Below are 19,524 nucleotides of genomic sequence, written 5' to 3' on the forward strand. Positions count from 1 at the left end.
ATTAAAAACCAAATTTATATACTCAATGCGATAGCTCTGCCCTACCGCACTAAGCAGCAAAGCCTCCACCGGTTGATCTATCTCTTCATTCGTTCATTTTATTCGTATAACAACCCATTAGTATTAATACTTATTGATAACCATCATAAAAAATACATCGGCTTATACGCCTATTTCACCCTTTACCCCCTCCATTAACACTCACATAAATCATGCCGACAAAGATACAAAAAGATTCAAGTGTAAACAATCAATTGCTTAAATATTGTTAATGTTTGTTACAGACGTTTATTACTAACATTAGTGCCAACTCCCTCTCATTTGACAGCCCATTAAGGCCTATTAGACTTAAGTAGGTTAAGGGAATAATTATAAAGTCACCTTATACTCTCAATCACTTTGAATTTAATCATGGATGACTGCAAACAGGACGATGTATTATGGCTGCGCAAACCATCACGCACGAAGCAAAAAACGAACTCACTCTTCAATCTATTAATTCAGGGCAAATTTTCGTTATTAATGCTCAAGGGGAACAACACCCCCTTCTCCCTGGTGAGACCATTAAAGTCGGTGAGCAATTTCAATACACCGATGACGCCCAATTCGTTTTAGCTTCAGGCAATGAAAGCATTACTCCTGACAATATTGCCTCATCCGATGCCGTTACCTCCAAAGAAATATCATCAGCCCTCGACACTGAAGACAACATTCCGCTTAGTGAAGGCGATACCTATACTGTTAATCTTCACAGGGAGGGCAATGAAGTCCTCGCCAGTGCTGGCTTTGATACTCAACCTACCGATGTAAACTCACAAAATGGCGACTTTCTCATTGATAACCTTAATGATAACAATAATGACGTTGCCACTAATACTTACCAAGTTGGTGGCAACCTGAGTGCTGGAGTGACATTCGATTCGGTCACTGCTGATAATACTGTCAACATTGCCGAATCTAATGGTAAGGTCACCTTATCCGGTACAGTAACATTAAATGCCAAGGCTGGTGACAAACTCGTCTTTACGACAACCAATAAAGATGGGGAAGAAATTCCACTAGGAACGACCACTGCAGATGAAAATAGAACATACACGTTAGAGGTAGATGGACAAAAACTCACCAACACTGACGGCTTTATTACTGTAGAAATCACGACATTCGACGTTACAGGCCTTTCAACAACTTCTACAACCCGTCACCCTTTTAATGTAGATTTAGATGCTCCTATCGCCACCATTGCATTCACTGAAGAGGGCTTTCTTGGTGATGGCGTTTTGAATATTGACGAATCCAACATTGAAACAAACACCATCGCTATTAACGGTACCATCACCATCGACCAACCCATTACGGAAGCCGATATCGTCACAGTAACAATCAATGGCGTCGATTATATCGCCACCATTGACAATGGATTGCTCATGCCAGGTGAAAGCGAAGCCGGCACCTATGTTGCCTCCTTTACTGTGTTTACCAATGGCGATACCCTCAATCACGAAGACAGAAGTATCGAGGCCACCTTAGTCACCACCGATAACGCTGGCAATACCACCACAGCTACCGCTGACCCCTTACCTTACACCATTGACACCACTGCCCCCGTCGCCACCATTGAATTTAATGGCGAAAACTTCCTTGAAGATGGCGTACTGAATATTGCAGAGTCAAACATAGAAACACAGAGCATACCTATCACAGGCTCTATTTCCATTGACCAGCCCATTACTGAAAACGATATCATCACGGTAACAGTCAATGGCGTCGATTATATCGCCACCACTAACAATGGACTGCTTGTGCCCGGCGAAAACGACGCGGGCTTCTATTTTGCCACCTTTACTGTTTATACAGATGGCCCAACACTGGATAACGATGCAACCAGTATCCAAGCCACCTTAATGACCTCAGATACAGCGGGGAACCCCACCAATGCTACCGCTGACCCCTTACCCTATACGATTGACACCACTGCCCCCGTCGCCACCATTGAATTTAATGGCGAAGACTTCCTAGAGGATGGCGTACTGAATATTGCAGAGTCAAATGTAGAAACACAGAGCATACCTATCACAGGCACGATTTCCATTGACCAGCCAATCACTGAAAACGATGTCGTCACGGTAACAGTAAATGGCGTCGATTATATCGCCACCACGGGCAATGGACGACTTGTTCCCGACGGAGACGAAGCGAGCCTCTATTTTGCCACCTTTACTGTTTATACCGATGGCCCAACACTGGATAACGATGCAACCAGTATCCAGGCAACCTTAATGACCTCAGATGTAGCGGGGAACTCCACCACTGCTACCGCTGACCCCTTACCTTACACCATTGACACCATCGCCCCTGTTGTCGGTGTGTTTGTTACCCAAATCGCCGAGGACAATATAATCAATATCGAAGAGTCCCAGCGAGATATGTTTAATGAAAGCTTTCAGGATCAATTAATCACCACAGACATCAATATGAACGGGATTCCTGATCATATCGACGCCACTATTCCTGCAGGCGTTTTACCTCCCGATTTCATCGATAATATTGATGAAAATGAAATGCCAGTATTGCCCTTGGATACTGATGGAGATGGTATACCTGATCCAGATGATATTGACGCCAATGGCGACAATATTCCTGACGCATTGTTAAATCAAGATACTGATGGCGATGGTATCGCTGATTTTGCAGACATTAACAATAATAATCAGGGCTTTGCTGCAGCTGATATCGATAAAAATCAAGATGGAATAATAGATTCAATGCAAATTGACTCAGACGGAAATAATGTTCCCGATATGATTGGAGGTTATGCTTATGGTAATGTCAATCCTGATGGCTTATCTGCTGAAGTGTCACAAGATACTGATAATGATGGTATATTCGATATAATCGATCTTGATGCGGATGGAGATGGGCAGCTTGATACTGTATTGAACAGTGATTTACCGCCAACCGACTACCCTAAAAATGTATTAATTAATGGCTACGCCACTGGTGATGAAACCCAAGCCGGTAATATCGTCATGCTACATAACGTGATAAATGGTATCAATACCCCCTTAGGTGAAGGCCCATTAATACTAAATGGTGCTGGTGAGCTTACCTACAGCATCCCTGTCAGTGGCCACCAACTTTCTATTGCCGATGAGCTCGAACAAGGAGGTTATAACGTTATAGCCTCATTAACTGTAACAGATGCGGCTGATAACAGTACAACAGCAACAAATATTGGTCACTACGAAATTGACATCATCGCCCCTGTCGCCACCATTGCATTCACTGAAGAGGGCTTTCTTGGTGATGGCGTTTTGAATATTGACGAATCCAACATTGAAACAAACACCATCGCTATTAACGGTACCATCACCATCGACCAACCCATTACGGAAGCCGATATCGTCACAGTAACAATCAATGGCGTCGATTATATCGCCACCATTGACAATGGATTGCTCATGCCAGGTGAAAGCGAAGCCGGCACCTATGTTGCCTCCTTTACTGTGTTTACCAATGGCGATACCCTCAATCACGAAGACAGAAGTATCGAGGCCACCTTAGTCACCACCGATAACGCTGGCAATACCACCACAGCTACCGCTGACCCCTTACCTTACACCATTGACACCACTGCCCCCGTCGCCACCATTGAATTTAATGGCGAAAACTTCCTTGAAGATGGCGTACTGAATATTGCAGAGTCAAACATAGAAACACAGAGCATACCTATCACAGGCTCTATTTCCATTGACCAGCCCATTACTGAAAACGATATCATCACGGTAACAGTCAATGGCGTCGATTATATCGCCACCACTAACAATGGACTGCTTGTGCCCGGCGAAAACGACGCGGGCTTCTATTTTGCCACCTTTACTGTTTATACAGATGGCCCAACACTGGATAACGATGCAACCAGTATCCAAGCCACCTTAATGACCTCAGATACAGCGGGGAACCCCACCAATGCTACCGCTGACCCCTTACCCTATACGATTGACACCACTGCCCCCGTCGCCACCATTGAATTTAATGGCGAAGACTTCCTAGAGGATGGCGTACTGAATATTGCAGAGTCAAATGTAGAAACACAGAGCATACCTATCACAGGCACGATTTCCATTGACCAGCCAATCACTGAAAACGATGTCGTCACGGTAACAGTAAATGGCGTCGATTATATCGCCACCACGGGCAATGGACGACTTGTTCCCGACGGAGACGAAGCGAGCCTCTATTTTGCCACCTTTACTGTTTATACCGATGGCCCAACACTGGATAACGATGCAACCAGTATCCAGGCAACCTTAATGACCTCAGATGTAGCGGGGAACTCCACCACTGCTACCGCTGACCCCTTACCTTACACCATTGACACCATTGCCCCTGTGGCCAATATCGAATTCGATGACAATCTTGTTAGTGATGGCTGGATCAACCACTTTGAATCACAACTTCCTACCGTTATCCTAACTGGAACTTTACACATTGATCACCCGATATCAGACAGGGATATCGTAGAAATTACTGTCAACGGTATCACTTATTACCCCACACTCGACAATGGCGGCATTGTGGCCACTGAAGACGATGGCACGACCTACCATGCCACTTTCTCCATTGTAACTTCTGGTGACGTTCTGAGTAATGACACTGATAGCCCAAATATTACCGCTACTCTCACCGCTGTTGATGAAGCTGGTAATGAAACGCCGGCGCAAGATACTGAAAGCTATATTATCGACAGCACGCCACCGGAGCCACTATCTATTACATTAAATCCTCACGTTACTTCAGATGATGTCATCAATGCGATAGAAGCAACTGAAAATATTGCTATTTCTGGTTCTGTTGCCGGTGAATTCACTTCAGGTGACCCAGTACACTTAACCATTCAAATCCCAACGGCCCCTTATATCTATTCCTTTACACCAATCATTCAAAGTGATGGCTCATTCAGCCAGGATGTACCAGGCCAATATCTGGTTAACGATATCGATCATGAAATTAAAGTAGAATATACCGCCACTGATGCGGCAGGCAATAGCAAAACAGTCACTGACGGTGATAACTATGGCGTAGACCTTGTTTCCCCTATCATTGACATCACAATTGACCCTATGAATGAAGTACTCGGTCAAGATGACGGCCCTAACGCTCCACCTGTGCCTGAGTTCTTTGCTGTGCCCCTAACAGGGACAATCACAAGCAACCAACCTTTCGGTGCAAACGAGCTTGTGCAAATCAAGGTCAATGAAATAATCTACGATAACCTTGAAGATGGCGATATCAATGTGATCATCACGCCAGATAATGGTATCAATGGCAGTCATCAATTTACAGCAACTTGGTCACTCACCCTGCCCAATGAAGCATTACGAAGTGATGACATTGACGGTGATGGAATAGGGCAAGTCGATGCACGCTATGAAACAGCGGATAATGCCGGTAACCCAGCCATTCCCGCAGTCGCAACACGTGAATACAACATCAATAAAGATGTCAATGCTAATAATGATTCACAACTCATGCAACCCGATGCGAGCTTTTGCATTGATACACTACCTGAGTACGGCACACTCTATTTCACTGATGCCTCTGGCGAACAACAGCCAATCGAAGTCGGACACAAATATCCCACTGACATCGAACTTATCTTTATTCCTGATCCTGAATTAAGCGAGGGACTTCTTGAAGATATTTTTATCGGAACCTTTGATGGTGTTGCAGACGTAGCACCTGACTGGGGACAATATGAGACCCTCGATGCCTTAGGTAATATCGATTACAGCCAAATCACTTCATTTCAAGGTGATATAACTATTCACACTCAAGTCATAGGTGATGGCAACTTAACAGCTTATAACGGTTCAGGTATTGATAATCATCTAGGTGTCGGTATTGGTGGGGAAACTAATAACGGCCTTTCTACTGGCGACAAACTTAAGATCACTATTACTGATTCAGGAGACACTCCGATACAAATAAATGAAGTAACATTACCATTATCAGGGTTAGGGGATTGGTTTGACGAAGGTAACGACAACGAGACAGAAGTTCAAATTACCGCCTTTCATCAAGATGGTTCAACAACAACACTAGGAGGCTTTCGAGAATCAGGCCTATCTAATTATGCCTATACTTTCACAGCGGACAAACCATTTGATACATTTGAACTCACAACTGTTGGAGGTGGTGGAAGTTATGTTGTACAAAGCATAATCTTATCACAGACATTATTAGTAGAAGTTCCTATTACGGTTTTCCAACCAAATTTAACAACCACTATCACCCCCGTTATAATCAGTGTGACAGAACATAATGACGGGGCTCCCATTAATATCACTCAAGCCGCATTTGAGAACGTTGTTGTCCCTGAAGTGGCCGAAATCAGAGTCATGGAAGATGGTGTGCTTGTCATCCATGCCGACGAGCTGCTTCAAAATGATTACGACTTAGATCCTGATACCAATAATAATGGCATAATCGATAACAATGAACAAAGCAATGGCATCACTCCCGACCCTATCTCAATAAGCAGTGTTTCAGCAACAGGGGACACTTACGGTACAGTCAGCTTACACCCTACAGAAGATAAAATCATTTATACTCCTGAACCGGGGCATTCTGGCCTAATCGCTTTTGAATATACTGCGACAGATGGTCAAGGCGGCGAGGATACGGCCGTAGTTTTTATTAATGTCATTCCTAATTATGCTGAATTTGATTTGATTTTAGAGCCCATCTCTCAAGATAGCCTAATTAATAATGTAGAATCACAGCTCCCCATAGAAGTGAGCGGCCATGTTAATTCAGAGTTCCCGTCTCACCTAACAGGCCAGACTGTTGACATTGAAATTCTCTTCCAACTATCAGATGAAATCCCCTTTACTCTTGAATACCCGAATATTGCTATTGATTCAAATGGTCAATTTATCATCGAAAATATTCTCAATCACCCAGAGTTTATCCTTCAAGAAAGAACACGGTTTAACAATGAAGATGGCATTACTGTTACCGCAAATGTAAGCGCTATTGATCCCAACGGTGCACTACATGTTGCCACCGACACAGAATCTGCCAACGTCGATACTCAAGTCCCTGTATTCAATATTAATTTAAATGAAATTGAGCCCATACAGGTATATGAGAATGAAGCTGATTATGGCACTGTGATTGTGACAGCCACCTTAGAACATAATGAGCTACCATTAATAGGCCATCATCAGGCCGTATTAACGGTCAATAATCATGACTATATCGGCGCCATTGATCCTTATGGTTTTGTGCAATTTGCCGTTGACGGTGAGCACATGGCATTAGATCTCGACGCAACTGTTGAGGTGATTGCCACTCTCACTGATGCAGCGGGTAACATGTACACTAATTCAGATACTGCCAGCTACCCCGTTAACCATCAGCCCGATGCCGTTGATGATAACAGTACTTTAGAACCTGAGGCCTTAATTCGACTCGATAGCTCACCTGAAACGCCTTTTGGTCAAGTTCAGGTGCAAGAGCCCAATGGTTCTTGGCAAAATATGGTAGCAGGACAAACTTATTCTGCACTCAGTCAAGTTAGATTTGTCCAAGATGCTGAGGCTGTAGTCGGCGCCACGCATGATATTATGGTCGGAAGCATTGATACTGACCCCAACACAGGCATTTTTGACGGCCCAGCATCCATATCTGACTGGGGGGAGAAAGAGGGCAATACACTCTTTAATGATGACGACCCAAAATATTCCGTTACTACAACTTTAATTGGGGATACGTTAGTTTTTTATAATGATCCGGGCAGCTCCTTCGGTGTCGGTATTGGTGGCGATGATACAAGCGGAATAAATGGAAACGAACGTGTAATAATAGAAATCACACCAAAAGAGGGTGCACCTTACCCTCATTCTATCGACTTAAGGTACGATGGACTTGGCGGCCGATTTGATGAAGGCGGAGCCTATGTTGTTATTAATGCTTATGATGCGAATGGCGTATTGATTGATAGCCAAGGCAGCTATAGAGAATCTGGTGAGCTATACGAAACTTATTCTTACAATGGTCAGGCTGAAATCGCAAGTTTTGAATTAACCACTGTAGGTGGAGATACGGCCAATTTTGTGATAACCAATATGGTCATTCATCAATCTGCCTTTGAGCAAATAATCATGAGCACCATCCAACCTGATGGCTCAATTGACAATATAGAGTATGAAGTTGAACTTACTGAAGGCAATGCTAATAATAATATTGATGTTACCTCTCATGTTATTGCCGATCTCACCCCCCGAGAACTAGAGCCTTTTGAAGTCGTTCCTGGTGAAACGCTCTTTATTCCTTTTGACAAATTACAGAGTAATGACAGCGATCCTGACGGTAACCCAACTAATATTATTGACGTTCAGGCAGACCCTAACTCTCCGTTTAGCGTGATGATGGGAATAGGTGGAGTATTTGTTACCGCCGCAGCCAACTTTACTGGTGAGTCCTCCTTCACTTATACATTAATCGATAATCAAGGCGGTCAAGATACCGCCACTGTAACCTTGCTAGAAGCTGAAGTTAATTCAACACAACCTCAAATAGAAATGACCAATGCCTTCGATTATGGCGAGCTACAAGTGTCATTAAATGAAGGGGAACCCTGGCAAACACTGAATTTATCAGACTCTGTACCAATAAATGAGAATACACAAATACAGTTTGTTCCCGATACTGATGTGTTAGTGGAGATCACGGGGGATATTAGCACCATTATCGGCACTGTTGACTCAGATTTAACCACCAATGAACTCGATGGTGTTGCAGCATTGGATGACTGGGGAACATCTGAATCTCCTGAAATCTATAATTTCGATTTACCTCAAGGCGGATACGTTTCAGTCGGTTTACTCTCAGAGGACCCACTTGCAGCCTTTAATGATAATAACACTAACTTTTTTATTCAAAACGGTGCAGGCGGAATAGGCAGTGCAGATGATAGGGGAATAGCCCGAGAGGATGCAATGCAAATTGACTTCGTCGGTGTTGACGCCACCTCGGTCAGTATCACTCTTGACAACTTAGGCGGCCTTTTTAGCAGTATCGGTATCGCTGAGTATGCGATTAAAATTGAAGGCTTTCATACCGACGGCACGTCATTTAGCCAGTCTTTTCACACCGAGGAACTGGTGTCGGATACCTTCACGTTTCAAACCAACAAAAATATTGACATTTTAACAGTAGGAACAGAAACATTAACTATGTTTCCGAGTGCCTTTTCTATTCTGCTTAGAAACATTGAAATTAATCAGGAAAATCTCACCGTAAATGATGATGCCAGTGTCATATTAACCCAGTCCTCCGGCGCAGAAACTATCGATTTCAACCTTGAATTAACTGAAAATAATATCGACGCGCCCATCGATCTCACTAATGTCGTTATTGCAGAGCTTGAAGTCCTTCCCGATACCGTTGAGCCGCCGGAAGTCGCCATTATCACCGACAGCAACAATGATGGCTTGCTATCAGTATCTGAACTTGAACCCAATCCTGAACAAGTACATGTCTGGATAAGTGCCGATATATTAACGCAACCAGACAGCTATATGAGTATCAGTATGAATAAGAATGGTGAGATAACTCAATTACTCGCCAGCTTAAACGCTGCTGGTGAATTACACGTCACTGATGCCGCACAAAATACTGTCTCTGGTTTTACTTTTCTAGATAATACTACTTCAGGTACAAATATCATTAGCTGGTATGAAACCATTGTATTAAATGCTGCCGTAAACTTAAGTATCACTGCTGCAAATGTGGTTGCAGGCGTCATTTCAACAACTCATTCCGATAGCGTGAGCTTATTGATGGATGATGCATTAGCGACGTTAAATCAAAATATTGAGGAGCAAGCTGAGCAGGAGGAACAAGGACGTATTGATGAAATTAATACGCTAACGACACAAATCAACCTATTAAATGAAGAAGTGAGTACGCTAGAAAGCGAGATACTCGCACTGAATATCGCAAGAGGAGAAGAGTTTCAACAATATGACGACATCATTAGAGAGGCCAATGCCAGAATAATGAACAATCTAGACGAAATTGATGAGCATAATGATTCATTAACGCCCCCTCACGGATTAAGCACACTTGAAATTGGTATTATCAACACGGCAATATTGGCACTCGAGGCAAAAAATAATGAGGATAACGCCTTGATTACTCAAGCTGTAAATGATGATAATGCTTCTGCTGGTCAGTATGGGTTACTTAGAGCAGAGCTACAAGAACAAATCGACGCTAAACAAGCTGAAATAGATAACCTAGAAACTGAGAGACAAGAGCTTATATTTTATCTTGAAAGTGATGATAATCAGCATATTGTGGGTACACAAAACGATGATGAACTTGTGGGCTGGGATGGCAACGATGTGATGGAAAGTCTCCAAGGTAATGATAACCTTTTAGGGGAAGGTGGTAATGATATACTGCTTGGTGGTGAGGGGAATGATACCCTCATAGGTGGAACCGGTGATGATATATTAATCGGCGGTGGAGGAGCCAATATCTTTGCTTTCCTTGAAGCCCATGCCAGTACCGATCACATTACCGATTTTAAAGCAGAAGATAGCATTGACATTAGTCATTTGCTTCAACAGGAACAAAGTCTTGATGAACAAATTAATATTTCACTGGAACCTGATGGCACACATATTGAAATAGATGCTATGCACGATCACAGCTTTAGCCAAGAAATTATACTTGATGGCGTGCATTTAAACAGCATAGAAATCAATGAGTTAACCAGTAATAATAATGGTCCTCTGATTGTTGACACAGCTGCAAGCCAGCAAGCAGCTTCACCAAGTGAGATGCCGCCCGAGGATACTCCCCCCTCCGTGATATAAGGTTATGCGCTTCCAAAATTTGGGAGCTATCTCTTAGCCTCATTGGAACCCAATGCAGCAAGCCCTTATTGAATAGTAAGAGCTTGCTTTATTCGGCGCTTTTTAATATTTCCCAATCCCCCTTCATTATGATCACCTTTTAAATTTCCTCATAACTGGAAAACTAGCCTATTTTGACCAATACTTTTCACACGAAAAGGATTATCAAGGAAAGTCATTCGGTGTCAGATACGACAACAACTCCAGATGAACACGACAATAAAAACAAACAATGGACCATTTCAGCATCTCAAAGAGTGACACAAGATCCTTTGCTTGACAGCTTGGTTCTGATGACAGAATATTTTGGCACTCCCTGCTCCAGTGATTCTATGACGGCAGGCTTGCCCTTAAGTAGTAGTGTGCTAACCCCTGAATTATTCCCTCAGGCAGCCGCTCGTGCAGGACTATCAGCAAAACTTGCTCGCAAAGGCCTTAATCAAATCCCCCCTATTTTATTACCTTGCATTTTATTACTTAAAAACCATAAAGCCTGCCTATTAAGAGAAATTGATCCCGAGCAAGATAAAGCGACCATTCAGCTTCCTGAAACGGGCGGCCAAGAGTCAATGAGTATTGAAGAACTCGAAACTTTATATGTTGGTTATGTATTTTTAGTCAAACAAGAATATCGTGGTGATAAAAGCTTTAATTTGCATTTACATGAAACCCGCACACACTGGTTAATTCAAACACTAAAAGACTCCGCCCCTATTTATCGCGATGCCCTCATCGCATCAGTGTTGGTGAATATTTTCGCATTAGTGTCCCCTCTTTTTGTCATGAATGTGTACGATAAAGTCGTCCCTAACCTTGCTTTTGAGTCACTCTGGGTGCTGGCTATTGGAGCCGGAATCGCCTACCTATTTGACTTTATCATGAGACAACTAAGAAGCCACCTAATTGATATTGCTGGAAAAAAGGTTGATATTGTCGTTTCATCTCAAATTTTTTCCAAAGCCATTGGTATTCCACTGGAAAAACGTTCACCTAGCGTGGGTGGTATGGCAAAACAAGTCAGTGAATTTGATAGTATTCGTGACTTTTTGACCTCTGCGACCATAACCGCATTGGTTGATTTACCTTTTGCAGTCTTCTTTTTAATTGTTATTTATATTGTTGCAGGCGATCTTGCTCTTATTCCTCTCATTGGGAGTGTCATTATTATTGGGTATACTTTACTCATACAATCCAGGCTCAAGGCCGCAATAGAAGAAAGTAATAAGTTTCTCAGCCTTAAACATGGTCACTTAATTGAATCCCTCTCCTCTCTTGAATCCATCAAATCTAGCGGGGCTGAAGGGATCGTACAAAAAAGCTGGCAACAAATGATAGGCCATACGGCTAACTGGCAATTAAAAACGAAAAAAATTACCACTTCAGTGACCAATGTTGCCACTTTTATTGTCCAGTTTACCGTTATTTGTGTCGTCATTTTAGGGGTGTATCGAGTTGCCGACAATGCCATTTCTATGGGTGGAATTATTGCAGCAGTTATGTTATCAAGCCGTGCTATTTCCCCTATGGCACAGCTTGCAGGGTTAATGACTCGAGGTAATCATACTGCCAATGCATTGCGTCAAGTCAACGAAATTATGACCCAAGAAGATGAGTTTGAAAATAAAGGTCACCTCGTCAGCCGGCTACGCATAATGGGGCAAGTGGATGCTAATAATATCAGCTTTAGCTATCCAGAGTCGGAAAAACCAAGCTTGCACCCCTTATCTTTAAAAATAGCCCCTGGTGAACGGGTAGCAATCATAGGCCGCAATGGCTCAGGGAAAAGCACACTTGCTAAATTATTAATTGGACTTTATCAGCCAACAAAAGGCAGTTTACGTTACGACGGCTTAGATTCCGCCCAAATACACCCGAGTGATCTGCGACGTAATTTCGGCTATTTACCCCAAGATGTCACCTTATTTCATGGTTCAATTAGAGATAATATCCTTTTTGGTACACGTCAAGTCACTGAACATCAATTGATCCGTGCAGTACAGCTTTCAGGTGTCAGTTTATTTACCGATCTTGAGTCAGAAGGCTTAGATCAACAAGTCGGTGAAGGTGGGCTTTCCCTTTCTAGAGGGCAAAGACAAATAGTGGCATTAGCAAGAGCAACCTTGAATGATCCGCCTGTATTATTAATGGATGAACCCACTGCGAGCTTAGATGCTCGCGCAGAAAAGCAATTTGTCAATGCAATGGAAAATGTGTCCAAAGATCGCAGCTTAATTTTAATTACTCACAAAATGCATCTTCTTAAATTAGTCGATCGTATTATCATACTTGATAGTGGTCGTATCATTGCTGATGGCGCTAAAAAAGAAGTCCTTGAAAAACTCAATGCCGGCACTCTTAACGCAGGTCCGACTCATGAGAAATAATATCGTTAGCAACCCTCTCCCATTTTACCAACCGACTTGTGTCCATCCAATACACTTTCCCATGGTCAAGACTCATTTTCCTTTTAATCACCTCCCAATTGAGAGCACATCATGAGTAAGCAACTTCAATCTAACGATTTGGACATGGTCGATGATGTTTATGGTGCAATGATGACAGAGGCTCCTGTTAGCCATAAACTCATTATTTGGGCCTTAAGTGCATTATTTATTTGTTTTTTTATTTGGGCATATTTTTCTAATATTGATCAGGTCACCTCTGGTACAGGCAAAGTGATCCCTTCTTCTCAAATTCAATTAATACAAAGTTTAGATGGCGGTGTATTACTTGAAATGCATGTTAAAGAAGGCATGATGGTAAGAAAAGGCCAAGCATTAGCTAGAATTGATGCCACTCGATTTCGTTCAGACCTTGCCCAGCAAGAACAAGAGGTTTCCAGCTTACAAGCAAATATTATTCGTTTAGAGTCAGAGCTAGACAGTATTGAGATTGCTAGTCTCGCCACTGACTGGCGAGAGCAAATCAAAGTCAGTCCAGAACCTCTATCTTTTCCTGAGGCCATGATTAAAAGTCATGCCAATATGATTGAAAGTCAACGTCAAGAATATCAAAATCGACTCGATAATTTAAATAACCATTTGGAAATTGAAACACGTAAAATTCAACAGCGCCAGCAAGAAGTTCAAGAGTTAGCTTCAAAAATTAGAACACTAACAAAAAGCTTCCAACTCATCAGCCGTGAATTAGATTTAACGAAGCCTTTAGCTCAAAAAGGCATTGTGCCTGAAGTTGAACTACTCAAGCTACAACGCACGGTTAACGATATTCAAGGAGAGTTATCGACACTGCGTGTACTTCGTCCAAAAGTAAAGTCCATTCTTGATGAAGCAATTTTGACTCGCAGGGAACATACTTATAACTTTATTGCCGATACACGAGCAGAACTCAATGACTTACAAGCAACTTTACTTCGCATTAACGAAGCTCAGGTAGGAACACAGGATAAAGTCAGTAAGGCAGAAATTATCTCTCCGGTAAACGGCACGATTAAAACAGTCAATATTAATACCTTAGGTGGAGTTGTAAAACCTGGGGAAAACATCATTGAAATTGTACCAACGGACGACCAACTCTTAATAGAAACCAAAATATTACCAAAAGATATTGCATTTTTACATCCAGGTTTACCTGCCATTGTCAAAATAACCGCTTATGATTTTACCCGTTATGGCGGCTTAGATGGCACTGTTGAACACATTAGTGCTGATACCACTCAAGATGAAGAAGGAAATAGCTTCTATTTAGCCATAGTCAAAACAAAACAATCCAGCCTTAAAAAAGATGACGGCACAATAATGCCCATTATTCCGGGAATGTTAACAACCGTAGATGTAATTACTGGGCAAAGATCAATTTTGGAGTACATACTTAACCCAATACTAAGAGCAAAAGATACGGCCTTAAGGGAGCGATAAAATGTAAACATTACTGTTATCACAATAGAATTTTATATAAAAAAGCGAATAACAACATTGGAGGGAACCCTATGAAAAACCGCTCAAACATAAGATTATGCCCAAGCATTATTGCATTGGCCGTTAGCAGTTTATTTACATCAATATCTTACAGCCAAACACTTGAACAAGCCGTTGCTCACACTTTAGAAAGTAACCCAGAAATTCGTATTGTTTTCAATCAATTTAAAGCCAGTCAAGAACAAGTCAAGCAAGCAGAGTCTGGCTTTATGCCCACACTTGATGTAACTGGCGGTTATGGTTTTGAACGAACTGATAGTCCAGCCACACGTAACTTAAACTCATCTGATCCCGCTAATTACCCAAATGATTATCTCGACCTTGATCGTGGAGAATTTGGTATTAGCCTTCAACAAATTATTTTTGATGGTTTCTTTACTACCAGTGAAGTCGACAGAAGTCGTTTTGAAGCCAGTGCCGAGCAATGGGCGTTATTTGCAGCTGCGGAAAATATGGCGCTCGATACAGCAAAAGTATACATTAAATATATTCAAACAGAACAAGTCTTGACATTAGCAGAGAAAAACCTTGTTACTCACCAAACGATTTACGACCAAATAAAACAAAGAACCAATTCAGGACTTGCATCCACTGCAGATTTATCTCAAATTACCGGACGTCTTGCTCGAGCCAATGCCAATGTCATTTCAGCAATGAATAATTTTTACGATGCAAAATCTGAATATATACGCATTATTCATCTTCCACCTGAAAACTTAATTGTACCTATGCCTGATGCAGATTTACTCCCTACCGACCTTATCGCAGGCATTGAAATCGCACAAGAGAATCATCCTGTTTTAAAATCTGCAGCAAAAGATATTCAAGCAGCAGAGTCGGCAAAAGAATCATCAAAATCAGGTTATTACCCTAAATTTACTTTTGAATTTGATGGTAGCTGGGATAATAACTTAGACGGCGTAAATGGCGATGTCAATGGCGTACAAGGCCACTACAATGAGCTCGTTGGTATGATCAGAGTTAAATATAACTTATTTGCAGGCGGTAGAGATCTCGCCACCGAAAAAAGAGCAGCTTATAACTTAAGCGAATCAAAAGAAATCAGGCAAAGAGCAGAAAGACAAATAGTAGAAAGTTTAGGTCTTGCATGGAATGCCTATGAACTGTTAACTCCTCAAAAAATGTTCATTAAAGAACATGTGATAGCGGCAAAAGAGACGCAATTGGCTTATAGACAACAATTTAATCTCGGACAACGTACATTATTGGATTTACTGGATACCGAAAATGAGCTGTTCGAAGCAAGAAAAGATTACTTAACAGCTGAATATGACGAAATTATTTCACAATATCGCCTGTTAAATGCCACGGGTCAATTGCTAGGTTCATTACGCTTCACTCGTCCTGAAGTGTGGTTTAGTGATGATCAATATTTACAAGGAAGTTACTAATGAAAAAATTAACGTTTTTATTAACGCTCAGTGTACTGTCAGGCTGCGCCAATATTGATACTATGGACACACCAACTACTCAAGTTTATGATCTCAATGATTACGACTTTGATGGGGTCATAGCGGAACGGGATCGCTGTAAAGATACCCCCCTCGGCGCCATGATCGATAATTACGGCTGCTCTCTCGTTGAACCAATACATCAAAGAGAAGAGGTTAAAATTCAATTTGCCAATAATTCGGCCATTATTCCCCCCGCCTTTTATTCTGAAGTGGAAGTTGTTGCTAAGTTAATGAATGCTTACCCCACAGCAACTGCAACGGTTGAAGGCTATACAAGCAAAACAGGAAGTTACGAACACAACCTGACTCTGTCTAAAAATAGAGCTGCTGCTGTCAGTAACTTATTATCCACTAAATATGGCATTGACCCCAAAAGAATATCCGACATCGGCTATGGTTATGATCATCCCATTAATCCGGATAATCCAGCAGCAGCGGAAAACAGGCGGGTTATTGTGGATATCAGTAATAACCAGAAAATAACGGATATGGATTGGCATATTTACAGTGTCGATGAGGAAGCGCAATAAGTCTTGACGCTATTGTCCTGTGATGAAACTTGCCAACATTATCATAATGGTGCTGCTTTTACCTCTTTATAGCCTAAGTAGTTATGCAAAAGTAAAGCAGCTGGATGTAGCTAAAATTACTCAAACACTAGAAACATATTATGGTCCTAAGGCAATACAGCGTGCCAAATTATGGTTTAGATTAATCGATCAGGCTAGAGGGCTTGATGAACTAGGCAAGGTCATAAAAGTGAATGAATTTTTCAATCAATATACCTATATCACTGATATCAAGTTATGGGGACATATAAATTATTGGGCCAAACCATTGGAATTTATCGGAGTGGGTGCGGGTGACTGTGAAGACTTTTCTATTGCTAAATATTTTACTTTACTCTACTTGGGAGTCGCAGAAGATAAATTAAGGATCACTATGGTCAAAGCATCAAAGTTAAATCAAAATCATATGGTTCTGTCTTATTATGAAACACCATCATCCATTCCTTTTGTACTTGATAATTTAGATTTAGATATAAAAAAAGCAGATAAACGGCCTGATCTCATCCCTGTCTATAGCTTTAATGGCAGACAGTTGTGGCTAAACAAAGAAAAAACTCAAGGTGTACTCGCTGGCTCATCCAATCAATTAACCTTATGGAATGAGTTACAAAATCGCTTAAGTGTAGATCAGCTTAATATTCCGATCTTAATGTTGGAGTCATTATGACACTCTTTCGACAAATCTATTCTTTATTATCTATCTTATTTTTGATCCTAATTATTAGTATCAGTTATTTTCAGTTTTATGAGACTAAGTCTTTTCTGACTCAGCAAATGCGCTCCGATCTTAACAACACCAGCACGTCTCTTGGTTTGATGTTAGTCCCTGAATTAGAAGCAGGCAATGCTGAACAAGTCAAAGCCTTGATTAACACATTATTTGAAGGTGGTTATTATCAACAAATCACTCTAACTTGGCTCGTTGAAGGAGAACAAGAAACATGGAATAGCCCTCTAGAAATTAAAGAAGTCCCTAACTGGTTTATTGCTTTAGATTTATTCCCCTCTATAGCTCAAGAAACCACAATTACATCCGGTTGGACTCAACTTGCTGAGCTTGAAATTATTGCACACCCTGGTCTTGGCTATAACGAACTTTGGCAAAACATGTCACACTTATTTATCACTGTTTTAATTTTATTTATATTGGCTCTTATTATTGCGAGACTCAGCTTATCTTGGTTATTAAAACCTTTAAATGAACTCTCTACATACGCCAAGAATATTGCCAATAGACAATTTGACCCTAAAATTGAACTACCAAAAACAACAGAATTAAAAGAAGTCGTTCAAGCATTTAATTCTATGTCGGCACAGCTCAAGAAAGTATTCACTTCATTAGATGATGAAATATCTGCACTCAGAAGGATCAATTTAATTGATGATATTTCAGGACTGCCTAATAGACAGTATTTGGTCAGCCGCTTGAATAGTTGGTTAAGTGAATCAAGCAGCGGTACACTTTTTATGATAAAAATGGATTGGTTAGCAGATATACATAGTCAACACGGATATCAAGTCAGAGATCAGACCATCCAATTATTTTCCAAAGAAATCCAGCAGCAATTAAATGGTATTGCCCCCTCTGTTATTTCACGTATTGCAGCCTACGAATTTTCTTTTTTAGTCACTGATATCGAACGCGATCTCATCAATAAGTACCTACAAACATTGATACGGACAATCAATCAAGAAATATCAAAAGCAGGATTAACCGCTAATGAAAAATTTGCAATTGGTATTGCTCAACGAAATGGGCAAATGAGTATTTCTGATATTTTAGGTCAAGCAGACAACGCGCTACAAACCGCCCTTAATGAACACAAAATTTTTCATTGGTATGAATCTCATGAGCAAACTCTTTTCACTCAAGTTCAATGGCGTGAAAACTTAATCACAGCGATAGATAATAAAAGCTTTAAATTTAGATTACAGCCCATTCATAAAATAAACACCCATGAAGTTCACAATAAAGAACTCTTCTGTCAGTTGTCAATCGACAATACTCTCATACCCGCAGGGCAATTCATGCCATATATTGAACAATTATCTTTAGGCGCCGTCCTTGATAAATGTTTACTTGAAACCTTATTAGATAAGCAATTAATGACACTTAATGAAGAACCAATTGTGATTAATTTAACGCATCAAAGTTTGAACGATACAGACTTCCACCTTTGGCTCAATACATTTCTAAAAAATGCAAAATGGGAACATAATGTCATTTTTGATATTCCTGAGGCCGCGGTCTACAACAACTTCGACACATGCCGAGCATTATGTAATATCATAAAAAATAATGGTGCCCACTTCGGTATTGACCATTTTGGCCGTCAATTTGGTTCCATGTCCTATCTACAAAAATTAAGGCCTCACTATGTTAAATTAGATCAATCATTCACTGTTAATGATGATAATCAACATAATATAGAACTCAGACGAGCACTAGTGAATATTGCCGCTGAACTCAATATTGATGTTATTGCCACAGGCATTCAAAATAAAGAGCAACTTACATATTTTAATTCACTTACTATTCAATACTATATGGGGTTTATTTCACCACCTACAGATGTTGTTTTTTAACATTAGTTGACTTATATCCTAGCAGCAT

At 41.1% G+C, this 19,524-nt stretch carries 7 protein-coding genes; all 7 read left to right on the plus strand.

The annotated features are described in order from the left end of the window. Positions 1-440 precede the first annotated feature (440 nt). The 7 genes from Q0976_RS05840 (at position 441) to Q0976_RS05870 (ending at position 19,496) form a co-directional block, all read left to right on the plus strand. A complete protein-coding gene (locus Q0976_RS05840; RefSeq protein ID WP_299491984.1) occupies positions 441-10,889 on the plus strand; it encodes an Ig-like domain-containing protein in 10,449 nt (3,482 codons plus the stop codon). A gap of 221 nt (positions 10,890-11,110) precedes the next feature. Continuing rightward, the gene (locus Q0976_RS05845) at positions 11,111-13,312 is read left to right on the plus strand and encodes a type I secretion system permease/ATPase (RefSeq protein ID WP_299491986.1); all 2,202 of its coding nucleotides are present in this window, start codon (positions 11,111-11,113) and stop codon (positions 13,310-13,312) included. Positions 13,313-13,423: 111 nt separating this feature from the next. Beyond that, on the plus strand, positions 13,424-14,806 hold the full coding sequence (locus Q0976_RS05850) for an HlyD family type I secretion periplasmic adaptor subunit (protein WP_299491988.1): 1,383 nt from the start codon (positions 13,424-13,426) through the stop codon (positions 14,804-14,806). Between the two features lie 71 nt (positions 14,807-14,877). Further along, the gene (locus tag Q0976_RS05855) at positions 14,878-16,278 is read left to right on the plus strand and encodes a TolC family outer membrane protein (RefSeq protein WP_299491990.1); all 1,401 of its coding nucleotides are present in this window, start codon (positions 14,878-14,880) and stop codon (positions 16,276-16,278) included. Further along, positions 16,278-16,871 carry an OmpA family protein gene (locus tag Q0976_RS05860; RefSeq protein ID WP_299491992.1) on the plus strand — a complete coding sequence of 198 codons (594 nt, stop codon included), beginning with the start codon at positions 16,278-16,280 and terminating at the stop codon, positions 16,869-16,871. The genes Q0976_RS05855 and Q0976_RS05860 overlap by 1 nt, the downstream gene beginning before the upstream one ends. A 46-nt stretch (positions 16,872-16,917) precedes the next feature. Continuing rightward, entirely contained in the window at positions 16,918-17,577 is a 660-nt protein-coding gene (locus Q0976_RS05865; protein WP_299492177.1) for a transglutaminase-like cysteine peptidase, read from the plus strand. Next, a complete protein-coding gene (locus Q0976_RS05870) occupies positions 17,574-19,496 on the plus strand; it encodes an EAL domain-containing protein (protein WP_299491994.1) in 1,923 nt (640 codons plus the stop codon). Before Q0976_RS05865 ends, Q0976_RS05870 begins: the two co-directional genes overlap by 4 nt. The last annotated feature ends 28 nt before the right edge of the window (positions 19,497-19,524 follow it).

Origin of the sequence: uncultured Shewanella sp. (assembly GCF_947501665.1) — a bacterium.
Lineage (GTDB): Bacteria > Pseudomonadota > Gammaproteobacteria > Enterobacterales > Shewanellaceae > Shewanella.